At 71.6% G+C, this 15,876-nt stretch carries 11 protein-coding genes; 8 read left to right on the forward strand and 3 right to left on the reverse strand.

Going from position 1 to position 15,876, the window contains the following annotated elements; genetic code table 11:
* Positions 1-112 precede the first annotated feature (112 nt).
* Positions 113-1,930: an ABC transporter ATP-binding protein gene (locus tag ACIQJT_RS01535; RefSeq protein WP_402638919.1), complete on the forward strand. Its 1,818-nt coding sequence runs from the start codon at positions 113-115 to the stop codon at positions 1,928-1,930.
* Positions 1,931-1,957: 27 nt separating this feature from the next.
* On the opposite strand, the gene ACIQJT_RS01540 is transcribed toward ACIQJT_RS01535, so the two are convergent.
* The 3 genes from ACIQJT_RS01540 to ACIQJT_RS01550 form a co-directional block, all read right to left on the reverse strand.
* A complete protein-coding gene (locus tag ACIQJT_RS01540; RefSeq protein WP_402638921.1) occupies positions 1,958-3,010 on the reverse strand; it encodes a TolB-like translocation protein in 1,053 nt (350 codons plus the stop codon).
* A 225-nt stretch (positions 3,011-3,235) separates the two neighbouring features.
* Positions 3,236-4,540: an MFS transporter gene (locus ACIQJT_RS01545; RefSeq protein WP_402638923.1), complete on the reverse strand. Its 1,305-nt coding sequence runs from the start codon at positions 4,538-4,540 to the stop codon at positions 3,236-3,238.
* Between the two features lie 27 nt (positions 4,541-4,567).
* On the reverse strand, positions 4,568-5,419 hold the full coding sequence (locus tag ACIQJT_RS01550; RefSeq protein ID WP_402638926.1) for a glycosyltransferase: 852 nt from the start codon (positions 5,417-5,419) through the stop codon (positions 4,568-4,570).
* A 247-nt stretch (positions 5,420-5,666) separates the two neighbouring features.
* Here ACIQJT_RS01550 and ACIQJT_RS01555 point away from each other — a divergent pair, with 247 nt between their 5' ends.
* The 7 genes from ACIQJT_RS01555 to ACIQJT_RS01585 all read left to right on the forward strand — a co-directional run bounded on the left by ACIQJT_RS01555 (position 5,667) and on the right by ACIQJT_RS01585 (position 15,841).
* On the forward strand, positions 5,667-7,106 hold the full coding sequence (locus ACIQJT_RS01555; protein WP_402638928.1) for a sugar transferase: 1,440 nt from the start codon (positions 5,667-5,669) through the stop codon (positions 7,104-7,106).
* A gap of 23 nt (positions 7,107-7,129) precedes the next feature.
* The gene (locus ACIQJT_RS01560) at positions 7,130-8,185 is read left to right on the forward strand and encodes a Gfo/Idh/MocA family oxidoreductase (protein WP_365454599.1); all 1,056 of its coding nucleotides are present in this window, start codon (positions 7,130-7,132) and stop codon (positions 8,183-8,185) included.
* A gap of 65 nt (positions 8,186-8,250) precedes the next feature.
* A complete protein-coding gene (locus ACIQJT_RS01565) occupies positions 8,251-9,237 on the forward strand; it encodes an SDR family NAD(P)-dependent oxidoreductase (protein WP_365454602.1) in 987 nt (328 codons plus the stop codon).
* Positions 9,234-10,373 carry a DegT/DnrJ/EryC1/StrS family aminotransferase gene (locus tag ACIQJT_RS01570; RefSeq protein WP_402638930.1) on the forward strand — a complete coding sequence of 380 codons (1,140 nt, stop codon included), beginning with the start codon at positions 9,234-9,236 and terminating at the stop codon, positions 10,371-10,373. The genes ACIQJT_RS01565 and ACIQJT_RS01570 overlap by 4 nt, the downstream gene beginning before the upstream one ends.
* Positions 10,370-11,059 carry an acetyltransferase gene (locus ACIQJT_RS01575; RefSeq protein WP_365454608.1) on the forward strand — a complete coding sequence of 230 codons (690 nt, stop codon included), beginning with the start codon at positions 10,370-10,372 and terminating at the stop codon, positions 11,057-11,059. The genes ACIQJT_RS01570 and ACIQJT_RS01575 overlap by 4 nt, the downstream gene beginning before the upstream one ends.
* A complete protein-coding gene (locus tag ACIQJT_RS01580; protein ID WP_402638932.1) occupies positions 11,056-12,174 on the forward strand; it encodes a DegT/DnrJ/EryC1/StrS family aminotransferase in 1,119 nt (372 codons plus the stop codon). The genes ACIQJT_RS01575 and ACIQJT_RS01580 overlap by 4 nt, the downstream gene beginning before the upstream one ends.
* Before the next feature lie 232 nt (positions 12,175-12,406).
* Entirely contained in the window at positions 12,407-15,841 is a 3,435-nt protein-coding gene (locus tag ACIQJT_RS01585; RefSeq protein WP_402638935.1) for a DUF4082 domain-containing protein, read from the forward strand.
* Positions 15,842-15,876 lie beyond the last annotated feature (35 nt).

A 15,876-nucleotide genomic window follows, 5' to 3' on the forward strand; every position in this document is an offset into this window, starting at 1 on the left:
GAGATTTGACGGCCCTCGCCGGGCGTGACCTGCCGAAAAACGCGTGGACCCGGGCGTCCCCGTCGCGGGACACTGCCGAACTCGGACCGCAACCCTTCACACACACAGGGTTATGATGCAGACGCCTGAGGCACACAAGACCGCACCGCCCAAAGGCGCGGTGATCCTCGCACTTCGTTACTACGCACGGGAGTTGGCCCGTCTGCGGTGGCTGACGCTGCCCGCCATGCTGCTGTCGGCGCTCGGCAGCATCGGAATCAACTACATCGCGCCCCTGATCGTCGCCAAGCTCGCCGGCACCATCGCCGACGGCGGGGGCACGACCGCCGGCTCGGCGCTGCCGTACGTCCTGGGCTTCGCCGGGGTCCTGCTGCTCGCGGAAGCGCTGTGGCGGGTCGCCCTGCACTGCCTGAACCGTCTCGACGCCCTCGGCATCGAGCACCTGTACGTGATCGGGATGGACGAACTCTTCGCCAAGGACGCCTCGTTCTTCCACGACAACTTCGCCGGATCGCTCACCAAGCGCGTCCTGAGCTTCGCCACCCGTTTCGAGCCGTTCGTCGATACTCTCGCGTTCCAGATCGTGGGCAGCTTCGTCCCGCTGCTGTTCGGCTCCGTGGTGCTGTGGCACTACGAACCGCTGCTCGTCGTCGGCCTGTTGACGATGATCGCGGTGACGGCGCTGTGCGCGGCACCCCTCATCCGGCGCCGCCAGGCACTGGTCGCCGAGCGCGAGGCGGCCGTCGCCCGGGTGTCCGGGCACGTGGCCGACAGCCTGATGAACATGGACACCGTCCGGGCGTTCGGCGCCGAGGCCCGCGAGGCCGCCGAGCACCGCTCCCGGGTCGCGGTCTCACGCCGGCTCATGCTCCGGTCCTGGGACTACGGCAACCTGCGCATCGACACCTTCGTCGCACCGATGTCCGTGCTGACCAACGCGCTGGGGCTGCTGCTCGCGGTCGCCCTCGGCGGCAGCGGGCACAACGTCGAGGCGGTCGTGGTCGCCTTCACCTACTACTCCAACGCGACCCGGATCATGTTCGAGTTCAACCAGATCTACCGCCGGCTGGAGGGCTCGATGACGGAGGCCGCGCAGTTCACCGAACTGCTGCTGACCCCGCCCACCGTGCTCGACCCGCCGTCGCCCGAACCGCTGGTGCCCGGGGCCGCCGACGTCCGCTTCGAGCGGGTGCACTTCGCCCACGCGGGCGCCGAGCGGCTCTTCGAGGGGCTCGACCTGGTCGTGCCCGGCGGGACGAAGGTGGGCCTCGTGGGCCGGTCCGGCGGCGGCAAGACCACCCTCACCCGGCTGCTGCTGCGCATGCAGGACATCGACGGCGGCCGGATCCTGGTCGGCGGACAGGACATCAGCCGGCTGCGCCAGACTGACCTGCGCAGTCTGATGGCCTACGTCCCGCAGGACCCGGCGATGTTCCACCGGACCCTGCGCGACAACATCGCCTTCGCCCGGCCGGACGCCACCGACGCCGAGATCCGCCGAGCCGCCGAGGCGGCCCACGTCACGGAGTTCGCCGACGCGCTGCCGCAGGGGTTCGACACCCTCGTGGGGGAGCGCGGCGTCAAGCTGTCCGGCGGACAGCGCCAGCGTGTCGCCCTCGCCCGGGCGATCCTGCGCGACGCGCCGATCCTGCTGCTCGACGAGGCGACCAGCGCGCTGGACTCCGAGAGCGAGATCCTGGTCCAGGAGGCGCTGTGGCGGCTCATGGAGGGACGGACGGCGCTCGTGGTGGCCCACCGGCTGAGCACGGTCGCGGGCATGGACCAGCTCGTCGTCCTCGACCGCGGCCGGATCGTGGAGCAGGGCAGCCACCAGCAACTGCTCGCGCTGGACGGCCCCTACGCCAAGCTGTGGCGCCACCAGTCGGGCGGCTTCCTCGAAGAGGACCCCCTGGAGGCGGAGGTGCGCTGAACCGGGACGACCGCCCGGCTCCCGCTGCTACAGGGGGGCCGGGGAGGACGCGCCCGCGAGCAGCAGACGCGGCTTGCCCGAGCCGTTCGCCGGGACGCTCCACAGGTCGCTGGTGCCGACCTTGCCGTCGGCGGGCAGGGCGTAGGCGACCGTGCCGTTGTCGAGCCAGGTGGCCTGGTCGTCGACGCTGTGGCGTTCGGCGAGCGGGGTCTCCTTGAGGGTGCGCAGGTCGAGGACGTACTCGTGCCAGAGATCGGTGCGGGACAGCACCCGCTTCTTGAAGGCGACTCGGGTGCCGTCGGGGGAGAGCGAGGGGCACTCCACGTTCTCGGCCAGCGTGGTGACCTCGCGGCCGGAGAGCGAACCCCGCACCAGGTACGTCTTGTTGGCGGTGTTGAGGGTGGCGTAGAAGGTGTCGTCGTCCGAAGCGAAGGTGACACCCCAGAAGTTGACGTCCGCGGCCCGGTAGGACCTGCCGTCCAACGTGATGGAGAAGCTCTCCAGACTCGGCGTCAGTTTCATGGTGCGGGTGTCCAGGACCGAGGTGCGGGTGGAGAAGAAGGCCGAGGCGTACGACTCCCCGGAGACGAACACCGTCCAGGCGACGAAGCGTCCGCTGGGCGAGACCCGGGCCCGGCTGGGGGTGCCCGCGAGCGCGTAGGTGTGCCGGGTGCGCAGGTCGGCGTCCAGGAGCAGGGCGCGGTTGCTCTGCTTGAGGACGCCCGGGTTGGCCTGGAGGCAGATGCCGGTGCCGGCCGCCGCGTAGAAGCGCGCGCACTTGAGGTCCGAGGCGGTCCGGCCGGCCTTCGGGTCGGCGGCGGGGACGGAGGCGACCGCGGTGCGGTGCGGGCCCGGGGCGGCGTTGATGAACGCCAGGCGGTTCTTCTGGCCGAGCGTCATCCTGCCCGCGCTGACGGCGGGGCCGCCAGCCTGGGGCTTGTTCGCCCGGTCCGCCCGGTCGGCGGCGTGCAGCACCATGCCCGTCCCCACCCCCGCGAGCAGCAGAACCGCCGTGAGCAGGACGAGCAGGCGGCGGCGCAGCGGTGTCATGTGGTTCCTCGGTGTCGCGGTGGTCGTCATCGGGGCTCCGGGGCCCTGGTGGGTGCGGCGGTCATCGGGGGCCCCGGACGGTCGGGTCCGTGGTGGTCGTCGGGGGTGCGGTCGGCAAGGCGGTCCCCGGGCGTGCCCTCAGGATCGTGCCGGGCAGGCGGCCCGCGGGCCCCGGGAGCCGCGGCGGTCGACCGGGGCCCGGGGGCGGCCGACGTGACGGGCGTCCGGGAACGCGATGGGTCGGAGCGGCCGTGGTCACGCGTCGCTGCCCCTCGGGCGCAGCACCCTCGTCGCGACCGCCGCGCAGCACAGCAGGCCGAGTGCGGAGGCGGCCAGTGCCGGGCCGTCTCCCCAGACCGTCCAGGCCGCGCCGAAGGCCAGGGAGCAGCAGAAGCGGGCCAGCGCCTGGCTGGTGCCCACGATGGCGAGGCCGCTGGCGCGCAGCTGCTCGGGCACGACGTCCGCGAGGGCGGCCGGGAGCACGCCGTCGGTGGCCGCGTAGAACACGCCGTGCAGGGCGAGCACGAGGAACGGCAGGGCCGGGGTGTCCGGCGCCCACAGCAGGAGGGCGTAACCGGTCAGCAGCGCCGCATGTCCGGCGAGGAACACGGTGTGCCGCCCGACCCGGTCGGCCAGCGCGCCCACGGGCACGGCCAGCAGCAGGAACACCACCGCGGTGCCCAGCGGGAGCAGCGTGAACCACTGCTCGCCGATGCCCGCGCGGCGTTGCAGGAGCAGGTAGACGAAGGCGTCGCTGACGGTGGTCAGGCCGAGGAGCGCGGCGCAGCCGGCGAGGGCGCGCAGCCGGGGCAGCCGCAGGAGAGCGAGGGCTTCGCGGACGCGGACCGGGGGCCTGCCGGCGGCATCGGCTGCGGCGGTCCCGGCGGCCTGCCGTTCGCCCGGGGCCGGGCGGTCCGTGCCGCCCTGCCGCCGGCCCGGCACGAACAGCACCAGTACGACCACCCCGAGCACCGCCACGCACGCGCTCACGCCGAACACCGCGTCGTAGCCGTCCGCCGCCGCGCTCAGGATGAGGAACGCGGCGAGCGGTCCGAGCATCGCGCCGGTGGTGTCCATGGCCCGGTGCACGCCGAAGGCCCGGCCCTGCTTACCGGACGGGGTGGACAGGGAGATCATCGCGTCCCGCGGGGCGGTGCGCAGGCCCTTGCCGGTGCGGTCCAGGGCGAGGACCGTGCCGAGCGCGCCGATGCTGCTCACCAGCAGGAGCAGCGGCTTGCACAGCGCGGACAGGCCGTAGCCGAGACCGGCGAGGAGTTTGTGGTTGCGGATGCGGTCGGCGAGGTGGCCGCCGGTCAACTGCACCAGCGCGCTGACGCCGTTGTAGACGCCGTCGAGGGTGCCGAAGGCCAGCGGGCTGAACCCGAGCGTGCTGACGAGGTAGAGCGGCAGGACGGCGGTGACCATCTCCGAGGAGATGTCGGTGATCAGGCTGACCGTGCCCAGCACGAGCACGACCGGGGCAACTCCGGGCCGCAGACCGCGTCTTCGGGGCTGGTCGGTGCTCGCCCCCGCGGGCGCGGAGCGGTCGGTGAGGTACATCTTCGGGAGCTCCCGATCTGGTGCGCTTCAGTTCTGTCTGCTGCTCTCGTCCCGCAGCCAGGTGCCGAAGTCCTGGGCGCGGATGGCCTTCGCGGCCCCACGCCGGGCGACGACCGCCGCCGCGACGAAGACTACGACACCCATGACGAGCCTCGGTTCGGCGCGGACCAGGGCGATCAGATCCGCCTTGCTCGTGCGCGCCGAGGCCTCCTGCGGGCTCCGGTGGTGCTGTTCGACCTGTGCCGTGGACACCGCCGCCCGGACGCGGCGTTTGATCAGATCCGGCCATGTTCGCGGCGGCTGGACCACGACCGTGGCCGTGTCGACCACGAGCCGCTCCTCCGGCCCGAAGGCCAGCGAGGCGGCCAGGTCGTCGGCCATCAGCGGCGGCAGCGCGGCGATCCGGGCGTGCCCGACCTTGGAGACCGCGATGACGCCCCGGCCGAACAGCCCCTCGCGCACCGCGGGCAGCCGCTGCCACACGCGGTAGTAGGCACGCACCCGCCAGGCGCTGCCGGACAGCGGAATCCGCCGTTGCGGCGCGGTGGCGAGGACGCCCGAGCCGGGGTCCTCGAGGGGCTCGGCCAGGGCCCGTACGTCGGCGCTCCCGAGCACGACGTCGGCGTCCACGTAGAGCCGCGGGAAGCCGCGCGCGTGGTCGTCGCCCGCCCGCAGAGCGGCGTGTTTGGACGGTACGGGGATCTCGACCACGCGCACGCGTGGACCGCGGGCGGCCGCTGTGCGCGCGGTGTCGTCCGTGCAGCCATTGCACACGACCACGATGTCTGTCTCGTCCTCCACGGAATCGGCCAGAAGTGAATCGAGGAGCCGGCCGATGACTTGCGCCTCGTTGTGGGCCGGGATCACGATGCTCGTCACCTGGGCAGTATGCAGTCGATGTCACTATTGCGATGTGTGTTTCGTCCAACTGTTCCCGTGACTGCGTTCGGTGGTCTAGATTGAGGGCCGCCGAACCGATTTGGGTGGGGAACTTGAGGCGCTGGCCCTCATGTATGGGGACATGAGGCGGTTGGGGAACCGCTGAGGCTTCTTGGTTTTCAACTGCCGCTGTGTTGGGGGCACATCGGTGTTCGGTCAGGGGTAACCGTGCACGTGTGGGGGGCGCATGACCATTGAGGTCACGCATGAGCAACAGCTTGTGGAACACAGGACTCCACAAGGTCGCCGAAGACCTTGGGAGCAGAGGTACCGGATAGTCCTGCTGGTCGCGGACAGCCTCGCGGCTGTTGCCGCGGCCTTCGTGATCCACGCGGCGTACGGCCGCTGGGCGGTGGCCCTGGTGCTGCCCCCGACGTGGATCGTGGCGATGGTCGCCCATCGCTCCTACGACCGCAGCGCCTTGGGGCTGGGGACCGAGGAGTACCGACGGGTGCTCCGCGGCGCCGTCGCACTGCCGGCGCTCGCCGCGGTCGCGCACTGGTCGTTCACCCACGACTCGGACCTCCTGCATGACATGATCATGGCTGCGCTGCCGGCGGCCGCCATCGCCCTGCTGGTGCGGTACGCGCTCCGGCGCCGGCTGCACCGCAGGTGGGCGAGGGACCGGGGCCGCAGCGCCACGCTCCTGGTCGGTCCCGCGCACGGCATCGCCGAGCTGGTCGCGGTGCTGCGGCGCGGTGGCGGGCAGGAACTCCGTGCCGCCGGCGTGTGCCTGAGCGACCCCGGGAACGCCGCGGAGGTCCGCAAGCTGGGCATCCCCGTCCTCGGCGGCGTGGACACGATGGACGACGTCATCCGGACCATGGGCATCAGCACCATGGTGGTGCTGCCCGCGCCCGAGTTCGACGCCTCCGTCCTGCGCCGGATGTCGTGGACCGCGGCCGCGCGGGGCGTCGACTTCCTGCTGGCCCCCGTCCTCGCCGACGTGGCCGCCGCACGGCTCGCGGTACGGCCCACCAACGGGGTGCCGCTGGTGCGCGTCCAGGCGCCGAACCTCTCCCGGGCCTCCCGGCTGCCGAAGGAACTGCTGGATCGTTCCTTCGCGGCGGCGCTGCTGCTTCTGCTGGCCCTGCCCATGCTGCTGATCGCCCTGGTCGTCCGTCTGGACAGCTCCGGACCGGCACTGTTCAGGCAGCAGCGGGTGGGCCGGTACGGCGACCACTTCACCATGTTCAAGTTCCGCACCATGCGCCCCGATTCGGAGGCCCTGCGCGCGGAGCTGGAGCACCTCAACCAGAACAGCGACGGCCTGCTGTTCAAGGTGAAGGAGGACCCGCGGATCACCCGCGTCGGGTCCTTCCTGCGCCGCAGCTCCCTCGACGAACTGCCGCAACTGATCAACGTGGTCAGAGGCGACATGTCGCTCGTCGGACCGCGCCCGCCGCTGCCCGAGGAGGTCGACGAGTACCCGGCGGAGGTCAGACGCCGACTGCTCGTGAAGCCCGGCCTCACCGGACTGTGGCAGGTCAGCGGCCGCTCGGACCTGCCCTGGGAGGAAGCGGTCCGGCTCGATCTCGCATATGTGGACAACTGGTCGACCAGCCTCGACCTGTCCATCCTGGCGCGCACCACGACAGCGGTGGTGCGCGGAACGGGGGCCTACTGATGGACCGAAGGAAGAGGGACCAAGTGACGCAGACCAGCGAGCCGTTGGGGGTGGCGGTCGTCGGGGCCGGCTACTGGGGACCCAACCTCGTCCGCAACTTCCAGGCCAGCGAGCGGTTCCGGCTGCGCTCGCTCGTCGACCTCGACGTGGACCGGGCCCGGCGGGTCCTCGGCGGCTACTCGACCGTCGAGGCCACCTCCGACTACGCGGCCGTCCTCGCCGACCCCGACGTGGCCGCCGTCGCCGTGGCCACGCCCGCCGGAACCCACCTCGACATCGCCCTGGCCGCCCTGCGCGCCGGCAAGCACGTCCTCGTGGAGAAGCCGCTCGCGGCGACCTACGCCGACGGCATGCGCCTGGTCGCCGAGGCCGAGGAGCGCGGGCTCACCCTGATGTGCGACCACACCTACTGCTACACGCCCGCCGTGGGCCGGATCAGGGAACTGGTCCACTCCGGAGAGCTCGGTGAGATCCACTTCGTCGACTCGGTCCGCATCAACCTCGGCCTGGTCCAGAAGGACATCGACGTCCTGTGGGACCTCGCCCCGCACGACCTGTCGATCCTGGACTTCATCCTCCCGGCGGGCGTCGAACCGGTCGCCGTCGCCGCCCACGGGGCCGACCCGATCGGTGCCGGACAGGCCTGCGTCGCCTATCTGACGCTGACGCTCAGCACCGGCGCCATCGCCCACGTGCACGTCAACTGGCTCTCCCCGACGAAGGTGCGCACCACCATGGTCGGCGGCTCCAAGCGCACCCTGCTGTGGGACGACCTCAACCCCCTCCAGCGGGTGTCGGTCTACGACCGGGGCGTGGACATGGCCGCGCCGCAGGAGATCGGCGTGGACGAGCGCCGGGACATGCTCGTCTCGTACCGCTCCGGCGACATGGTCGCGCCCGCGATCGGCGAGAAGGAAGCGCTGCGGAGCATGGTCGACGAGTTCGCCGACGCGATCGGCACGGGCCGGGCGCCGCTGACCGACGGCCGGGCGGGCCTGAGGGTGCTGGACATCCTGGAGGCGGCCTCCCGGAGCCTGCAGTTCAAGGGCGCGGTCGTCGGCCTGCGCGCCGAGCGCTGAGTGCTGAGCGCCGAGCGCTGAGCGACATCCACCAAGCCATGCGATTCCCTGAGAGGGCACAGCAGTTGAGCAGCGTACGTGGCAAGAAGATCCTGGTCACCGGGGGAGCGGGCACCATCGGCTCCAACCTGGTCGACCTGCTGGCCGAGGGCGGCGCCCGCGAGATCGTCGTACTCGACAACTTCGTGCGCGGGCGCCGGGCCAACCTCGCGCAGGCCCTGCCCAGCGGCGTGGTCGAGGTCGTCGAGGGCGACGTCCGGGACGTCGACACCGTGAAGAAGGTGACCGAGGGCGCCGACCTGGTGTTCCACCTCGCCGCCATCCGCATCACCCAGTGCGCGGAGGAGCCGAGGCTCGCCAACGAGGTCCTCGTCGACGGCACCTTCAACGTGCTGGAGGCGGCGGCCGCGGCCGGCGTCGGCAAGGTGGTCGCCTCCTCGTCGGCGTCCGTCTACGGCATGGCCGAGGTCTTCCCGACGACCGAGCGCCACCACCCGTACAACAACGACACCTTCTACGGCGCGGCCAAGGCCTTCAACGAAGGCATGCTGCGCAGCTTCCACGCCATGTACGGGCTCGACTACGTGGCCCTGCGCTACTTCAACGTGTACGGCCCCCGGATGGACATCCACGGCCTGTACACCGAGGTGCTCATCCGCTGGATGGAGCGCATCGAGGCGGGCGAGCCGCCGCTGATCCTCGGCGACGGCACCCAGACCATGGACTTCGTCGACGTCCGTGACATCGCCAGGGCCAACGTGCTGGCCGCCGAGTCCGACGTCACCGACGAGGTGTTCAACATCGCGAGCGGCACCGAGACCTCGCTGCGCGAACTCGCCGACGGGCTGCTGGAGGCGATGGGCGCCGAGGGCCTGGAGCCGGTGCACGGACCCGCCCGTTCGGTGAACTCGGTGGTGCGCCGGCTCGCCGACACCACCCAGGCCGCCGAACGGCTCGGCTTCACCGCGGAGATCGACCTGCGCACGGGCCTGAAGGACCTGGTCCAGTGGTGGCGCGCCGAGCGTTCCGCCGCCGAGGAGGCCGCCCGGTGAGTACCGACCGCATCCCCGTCATGATCCCCTGGCTCGGCGAGGAGGAGGCCGAGGCCGCCTCCGATGCCGTGCTGTCCGGCTGGGTCGCCCAGGGCCCACGGGTCGCCGCCTTCGAGCGGGCCTTCGCCGAACGGGTGGGCGCCGAGCACGCCGTCGCGGTCAGCTCCTGCACCACCGCCCTGCACCTGTCGCTGGTCGCCCTCGGCATCGGGCCCGGCGACGAGGTCGTGGTGCCCTCGCTGTCGTTCATCGCCACCGCCAACGCCGTGCGGTACGTCGGCGCCGAGCCGGTGTTCGCCGACGTCGACCCGGTCACCGGCAACCTGACCCCGGCCACCGTGGAGCAGGTCCGCACCGCGCGCACCGAGGCCGTCCTCGCCGTCCACCAGGGCGGCGTACCGGCCGACGTGCACGCCCTGCGGGCCGCCTGCGCCGACTGGGACCTGCCGCTCGTCGAGGACGCGGCCTGCGCCATCGGCTCGACCGTCGGCGGCAAGCCCGTGGGCCACGGCGCGCTGCTCGCCGCCTGGTCCTTCCACCCCCGCAAGCTCGTCACCACCGGCGAGGGCGGCATGGTCACCACCGACGACGCCGAGTGGGCCACCCGGCTGCGCCGGCTGCGCGAACACGGCATGAACGCCTCGGCGGCCGAGCGCCACGCGAGCAACAAGCCGGTGCTGGAGAGCTATCTGGAGGTCGGCTTCAACTACCGGATGACCGACGTGCAGGCCGCGATCGGCCTGGTCCAGCTCGGCAAGCTCGACGCGATGATCGCCCGCCGCCGCGAACTGGCCGCGCGCTACGACGAGTTGCTGAGCGACCTGCCCGGCCTCACCCCGGTCCGCGACCCCGCGCACGGGCAGAGCAACTTCCAGTCGTACTGGGTGCTCCTCGCCGAGGACTTCCCCGTCGGCCGGGACGACCTGCTCGCCGCGCTCGCCGACGCCGGTGTCTCCGCCCGGCGCGGGATCATGGCGGCGCACCTCGAACCCGCCTACGCCGACCACCCGAGCGTGCCGCTGCCGGTCACCGAGCGGATCAGCCGGGACTCGCTGATCCTGCCGCTGTTCCACACGATGACCGAGGCCCAGCAGGACCGGGTCGTCGCCGCACTGCGCGAACAGGCCCGCGGATGACCGGACTCGTCATCGTCGGCGCGGGCGGCTTCGCCCGGGAGACCGCCCAGGCCGTGGCCGGCTCGGGTGAGTTCGAGCTGCTCGGACACGTCGACGACAACGCGGACCTGCACGGCACCGAGGTCGACGGCGTGCCGGTCCTCGGCGGCTGCGACCTGGTCCGGGAACTGCCCGACGTGCGGGTGGTGATCTGCGTGGGCAACCCGCGCGACTACGCGGTCCGCGCCCGGCTGGTCCGGCGGCTCGGCCTGCCCGAGGACCGCTACGCCACCGTCGTCCACCCGACCGCGGCGGTCTCGGCGACCTCGCGGATCGGCCCCGGCTCGGTCCTGCTCGCGCACTGCGTCCTGACCGCCGCCGTCCGGGTGGGCGCCCATGTGGCGGTGATGCCGCACGTCGTGCTCACCCACGACGACACGGTCGGGGACTTCGCGACGCTCACCTCCGGGGTCCGGCTGGGCGGGGCAGTACGGCTGGAGCGCGGCGCCTACGTGGGCTCCGGCGCCCTGGTCAGGGAGGGCACGACCGTGGGGGCGTGGTCGCAGATCGGCATGGGGAGTGCCGTGCTCGACGACGTTCCGCCGGGTGAGGTCTGGGTGGGGAGCCCGGCCCGCCGGCTGCGCGCGGCGGGGGCGCCCGCGCTGGAAGAACTCGCGACACCGACAGTGGGGGGACCGCTGACATGAACCAGATTCCGCTTGTCGACCTCAAGGCGGCCCATGAGGAGGTCGCCGACGAGGTCAGGGCCGGTTTCGACCGGGTGCTGGCGAACACCGCGTTCGTCGGCGGCGACGAGGTCCGGCGCTTCGAGCGCGAGTACGCCGAGTTCGGCGGGGTCGCCCACTGCGTGGGCGTCGCCAACGGCACCGACGCCGTCGAACTCGCCCTGCGCGCGAGCGGGGTGGGCCCAGGCGACGAGGTCGTGATCCCCGCCAACACCTTCATCGCCACCGCCGGCGCCGTCGCCCGCATCGGCGCCCGGCCGGTCCTCGCGGACTGCCTGCCCGACAGCCATCTCCTCGACCCCGGAGCCGCGCTGGACGCGGTCGGCCCGGCCACCCGCGCGGTCGTGCCGGTCCACCTGTACGGGCAGATGGCCGAGGTGACCGAGCTGGCCGCCCAACTCCCGGACCGGGTACGGGTCGTGGAGGACGCGGCCCAGTGCCAGGGCGCCACCCGCGACGGCCGCGCGCCGGGCAGCGGCGGCATCGCGGCCACCAGCTTCTACCCGGGCAAGAACCTCGGCGCCTACGGGGACGCGGGCGCGGTGCTCACCGACGACGAGGAACTCACCGGCCTGGTACGGGCGATCGCCAACCACGGCGGCATCGCCAAGTACCGGCACGACGTCCCCGGCTTCAACAGCCGCCTCGACGGACTCCAGGCCGTCGTCCTGCGGGCCAAGCTCAAGCGGCTGGCCGACGGCAACGCGGCCCGCCGGGCGGCCGCCGCCCGCTACGACGAACTGCTCGCCGACCTCGTGGACGCCGGCCGGGTCGTCCGCCCGGTGACGGCCCCCGGCAACGTCCACGTCTGGCACCTGTACGTCGTCCGGATCGCCGGAGCAGACCGCGACGACGTCGTGGGCAAGCTCAACGCCGAGGGCATCGGCGCCGGGGTGCACTATCCCGCCCCCGTCCACCTCACACCGGCCTACCGCCATCTCGGCCACGAGCGGGGCGACTTCCCGCACGCCGAGAAGGCCGCCGAGCGGATTCTGTCGCTGCCGCTCTACCCCCAGATCACCCCCGACCAGCAGCACCAGGTCGTGGCCGCGCTCGCCGAAGCGCTCCGAGGCTGATCGGTCCCCTCACCACACGCCTCACCCCGACTTCCGGGTCGGTCCTGCACAGCACCGCTGAGAGGTACACATGAACAGATGGAGCAGACGGCTCCGGGGCGGGCGCCTCGCCGTCGTAGCCGCATTGGTATGGGCTGTGCTCCCGCAGGCGGGGTCCGCCCAGGCGGCGGCCGATCCCTGCGGTACGGGCTCGAACCCGGTCGTATGCGAGAACTCCAAGGCGGGCAGCCCGATGTCCGACTGGTACTCGCCCAACGCCTACGGTGACATCAAGGGGTTCTCCACCAAGGAGAGCGTCCAGGCCGGTGACACCGTCCAGTTCAAGATCCAGTCGCCGGTCTCGTACCGTGTGGAGATCTACCGCCTCGGCTGGTACGGCGGTGACGGGGCACGTCTGATCTCCACCCCGGCCCAGGCGGCGACGACCTACCCGGCGAACTACACGACCAAGCCCGCCAGTTGCACCACCAAGGCCGCCACCGGCCTGGTCGACTGCGGCAACTGGCCCACGACCGTGAACTGGACGGTGCCCGCCGACGCCGTCTCCGGCCTGTACATCGCGAACCTCACCCAGACCGACGGCGACGGCCTGATGCCGTACCCGTTCGTCGTCCGCAAGGACTCCAGCACCTCCGACATCGTCGTGCAGACCAGTGACCAGACCTGGCAGGCGTACAACGACTACGGCGGCCAGGACCTCTACGGCGGCACCGGCCCCGCGCCCGACGGCCGTGCCTACGAGGTCAGTTACAACCGCCCGCTGGACATCGGCGGCGACAACGGCATCTACGGCTCCGAGTACATGATGCTGTCCTGGCTGGAGCGCAACGGCTACGACGTCAGCTACCTGTCCGGCGTGGACGTGTCGGTCAACGGCGCCACCCTGCTGAAGAAGCACAAGGTGTACATGTCCTCCGGGCATGACGAGTACTGGACGCAGAGCCAGTACTCCAACGTCCTGGCCGCACGGAAGGCCGGCGTCCGGCAGGCCTACTTCAGCGGCAACGAGGTGTTCTGGAAGACCCGGCTCGCCCCGAGCATCGACGGCGCCAACACGGCCAACCGCACCATGGTCTGCTACAAGATGACCAAGATGGCGCAGAACAACGGCATCGCCGACCCCAGCGGCGAGTGGACCGGCACCTGGATGGACCCGACCAGCACCCAGTACGGTCAGGCCTACCAGCCGCCGAACATCCTGACCGGCTCCATGTTCACGGTGAACGGCTACCGCGCCGACGCCATCACGGTCCCCGGTTCGTACGGCAAGAACCGGCTGTGGCGGGGCACCTCCATCGCCAACCTCACGGCGAACCAGACGGCAACCTTCCCGACCGGCACCCTCGGGTACGAGTGGGACAGCGACATCCCCAACAGCACCCGTCCCGCGGGCGCGATCCACCTGTCGTCCACCACCGTGGACATCAACGACGGGAAGTACCGCCTCGACTGGGGCAACATGTACGGCAACGGCACCGCCACGCACAACCTCGTCGAGTTCCGCGACCAGGACTCCGGAGCCCTCGTGTTCGGCGCGGGCACCGTGCAGTGGTCCTGGGGCCTGACCAACCTGCCGACGTACGACCCGGCCGACACGGTGGTCACCGAGGACGCCCGCATGCAGCAGGCGACCGTCAACATCCTCGCCGACATGGGCGTCCAGCCGCTCACCCGGCAGAGCAACCTCGTCGCCGCCACGGCCTCCACCGACACCACCGGCCCGGCCGTCACCGTCACCAGCCCGGCCTCCGGGGCCACGGTCCCGGCACTGAAACCGGTCACCGTCAAGGGCACCGCCTCCGACTCCGGCGGCGTCGTGGCCCGCGTGGAGGTCTCCACGGACGGCGGCTCGACCTGGGAGGCCGCCACCGGCCTCACCTCCTGGAGCTACACCTGGACACCGACCACCCCGGGCTCGGCCTCGGTCAAGGTCCGCGCGGTGGACGACAGCGTCAACATCGGCGCCACCACCACGGTCCCGCTGACCGTGGGCCCGCAGACCTGCCCGTGCACCATCTGGCCGGCCTCTTCCGTGCCCGGCACCGTCAACGCGGGTGACGGCAGCTCCCTGGAGCTGGGCGTCAAGTTCCGCACCACGACGGCCGGTTCCGTCACCGGTGTCCGCTTCTACAAGTCGCCCGCCAACACCGGCACCCACACCGGCAGCCTGTGGACCGCCTCCGGCACCCGCCTGGCCACCGGCACCTTCACCAGCGAGACGGCCTCCGGCTGGCAGCAGCTCAACTTCTCCACCCCGGTGACCGTCAAGGCCAACACCACCTACGTCGCTTCGTACTTCGCGCCCAACGGCGGATACTCGTACGACGGCGGCTACTTCTCCGGCAAGGCCGCGGGCCTCGCCCCGCTGACCGGGCTCCAGTCCGGCACCGACGGCGGCAACGGCGTCTACCGGTACAGCTCCACCAGCGCCTTCCCGTCCTCGGCGTCCTCCGGCAGCAACTACTGGGTCGACGTGGTGCTGGACACTTCGACGGCCAGCACGACCCCGCCGGCGGTCACCTCCACCTCGCCCACCTCCGGCGCGACCGGGACCTCGATCACCGCCCCGGTGTCGGCCGTCTTCGACCACGCCATCGACGCCGAGAGCCTGACGTTCACCGTGAAGGACCCGGACGGCAACACCGTGCCGGGCGCCAAGACGCTCCCCGCGTCGAACAAGGCGACCTTCACCCCGTCGACCGAGCTGGCGCTGCACACCACCTACACCGCGTCCGTCCAGGCCTCCGACCTGTGGGGCAACGCCATGGCGGACCCGGTGACGTGGAGCTTCACCACCAGCTCCCAGCCGCCGGCGGTCACCTGCCCCTGCACGCTGTGGAACTCCTCCGCCACCCCGGCCACCGCCGCGGTGACCGGCGACGGCAACTCGGTCGAACTCGGCACCCGGTTCACGTCCTCGGCCGACGGCTGGATCACCGGCGTCACGTTCTACAAGGGCGCGACCAACACGGGCACCCACACCGGCAGCCTGTGGTCGGACGACGGCACGCTGCTCGCCACCGGCACCTTCACCGCCGAGTCGCCGTCCGGCTGGCAGACGATGACGTTCGCCAACCCGGTGGCCGTCACCGCGGGCACCGCCTACGTCGCCTCCTACCACGCGCCGAACGGCAACTACGCGGTGGACGGCGGCTACTTCACGGCGGCGCACCAGTCCTATCCGCTCACGGCCACGGCCGACACCAGCGCCCACCACAACGGGCTCTACCGGTACGGCAGTTCCACGGCCTTCCCGAACGGCTCGTACGGGTCCGCGAACTACTGGGTCGGCCCGGTCTTCACCGCCGACGACCCGAGCGCGTCCCTGGCGACGGCCAACGCCTCGGAGGTGACAGCGTCCTCGCTGGCGCACACCGCCGACGCGACGAGTCCGCTCGTCACCACGCTGCCCGCCTCGAAGCTGTCGTCCGTCACGGCGACCGTGACCGTCCTGAGCGGCTCCAAGGCCGCGAAGAAGCTCCACGTCACGGCCGTCACCTCCTACGACCGGGCCACCCACAAGGTGTCCGTGCACCTGTCGTCGCCCCTTCCGGACGGCACCCGGTTCAGGATCGGCGTCAAGGCCCAGGACAAGAAGCACCACACGGTGAAGTCCAGGACCTGGACCCTGACCAGCAGGACGACCGTCCACAAGAAGAAGAACTGACCGACCAGAACCCACCGGTGGTGTCCGCGCCGGGT

It is taken from the genome of Streptomyces sp. NPDC091972 (assembly GCF_044756385.1).
Lineage (GTDB): Bacteria > Actinomycetota > Actinomycetes > Streptomycetales > Streptomycetaceae > Streptomyces.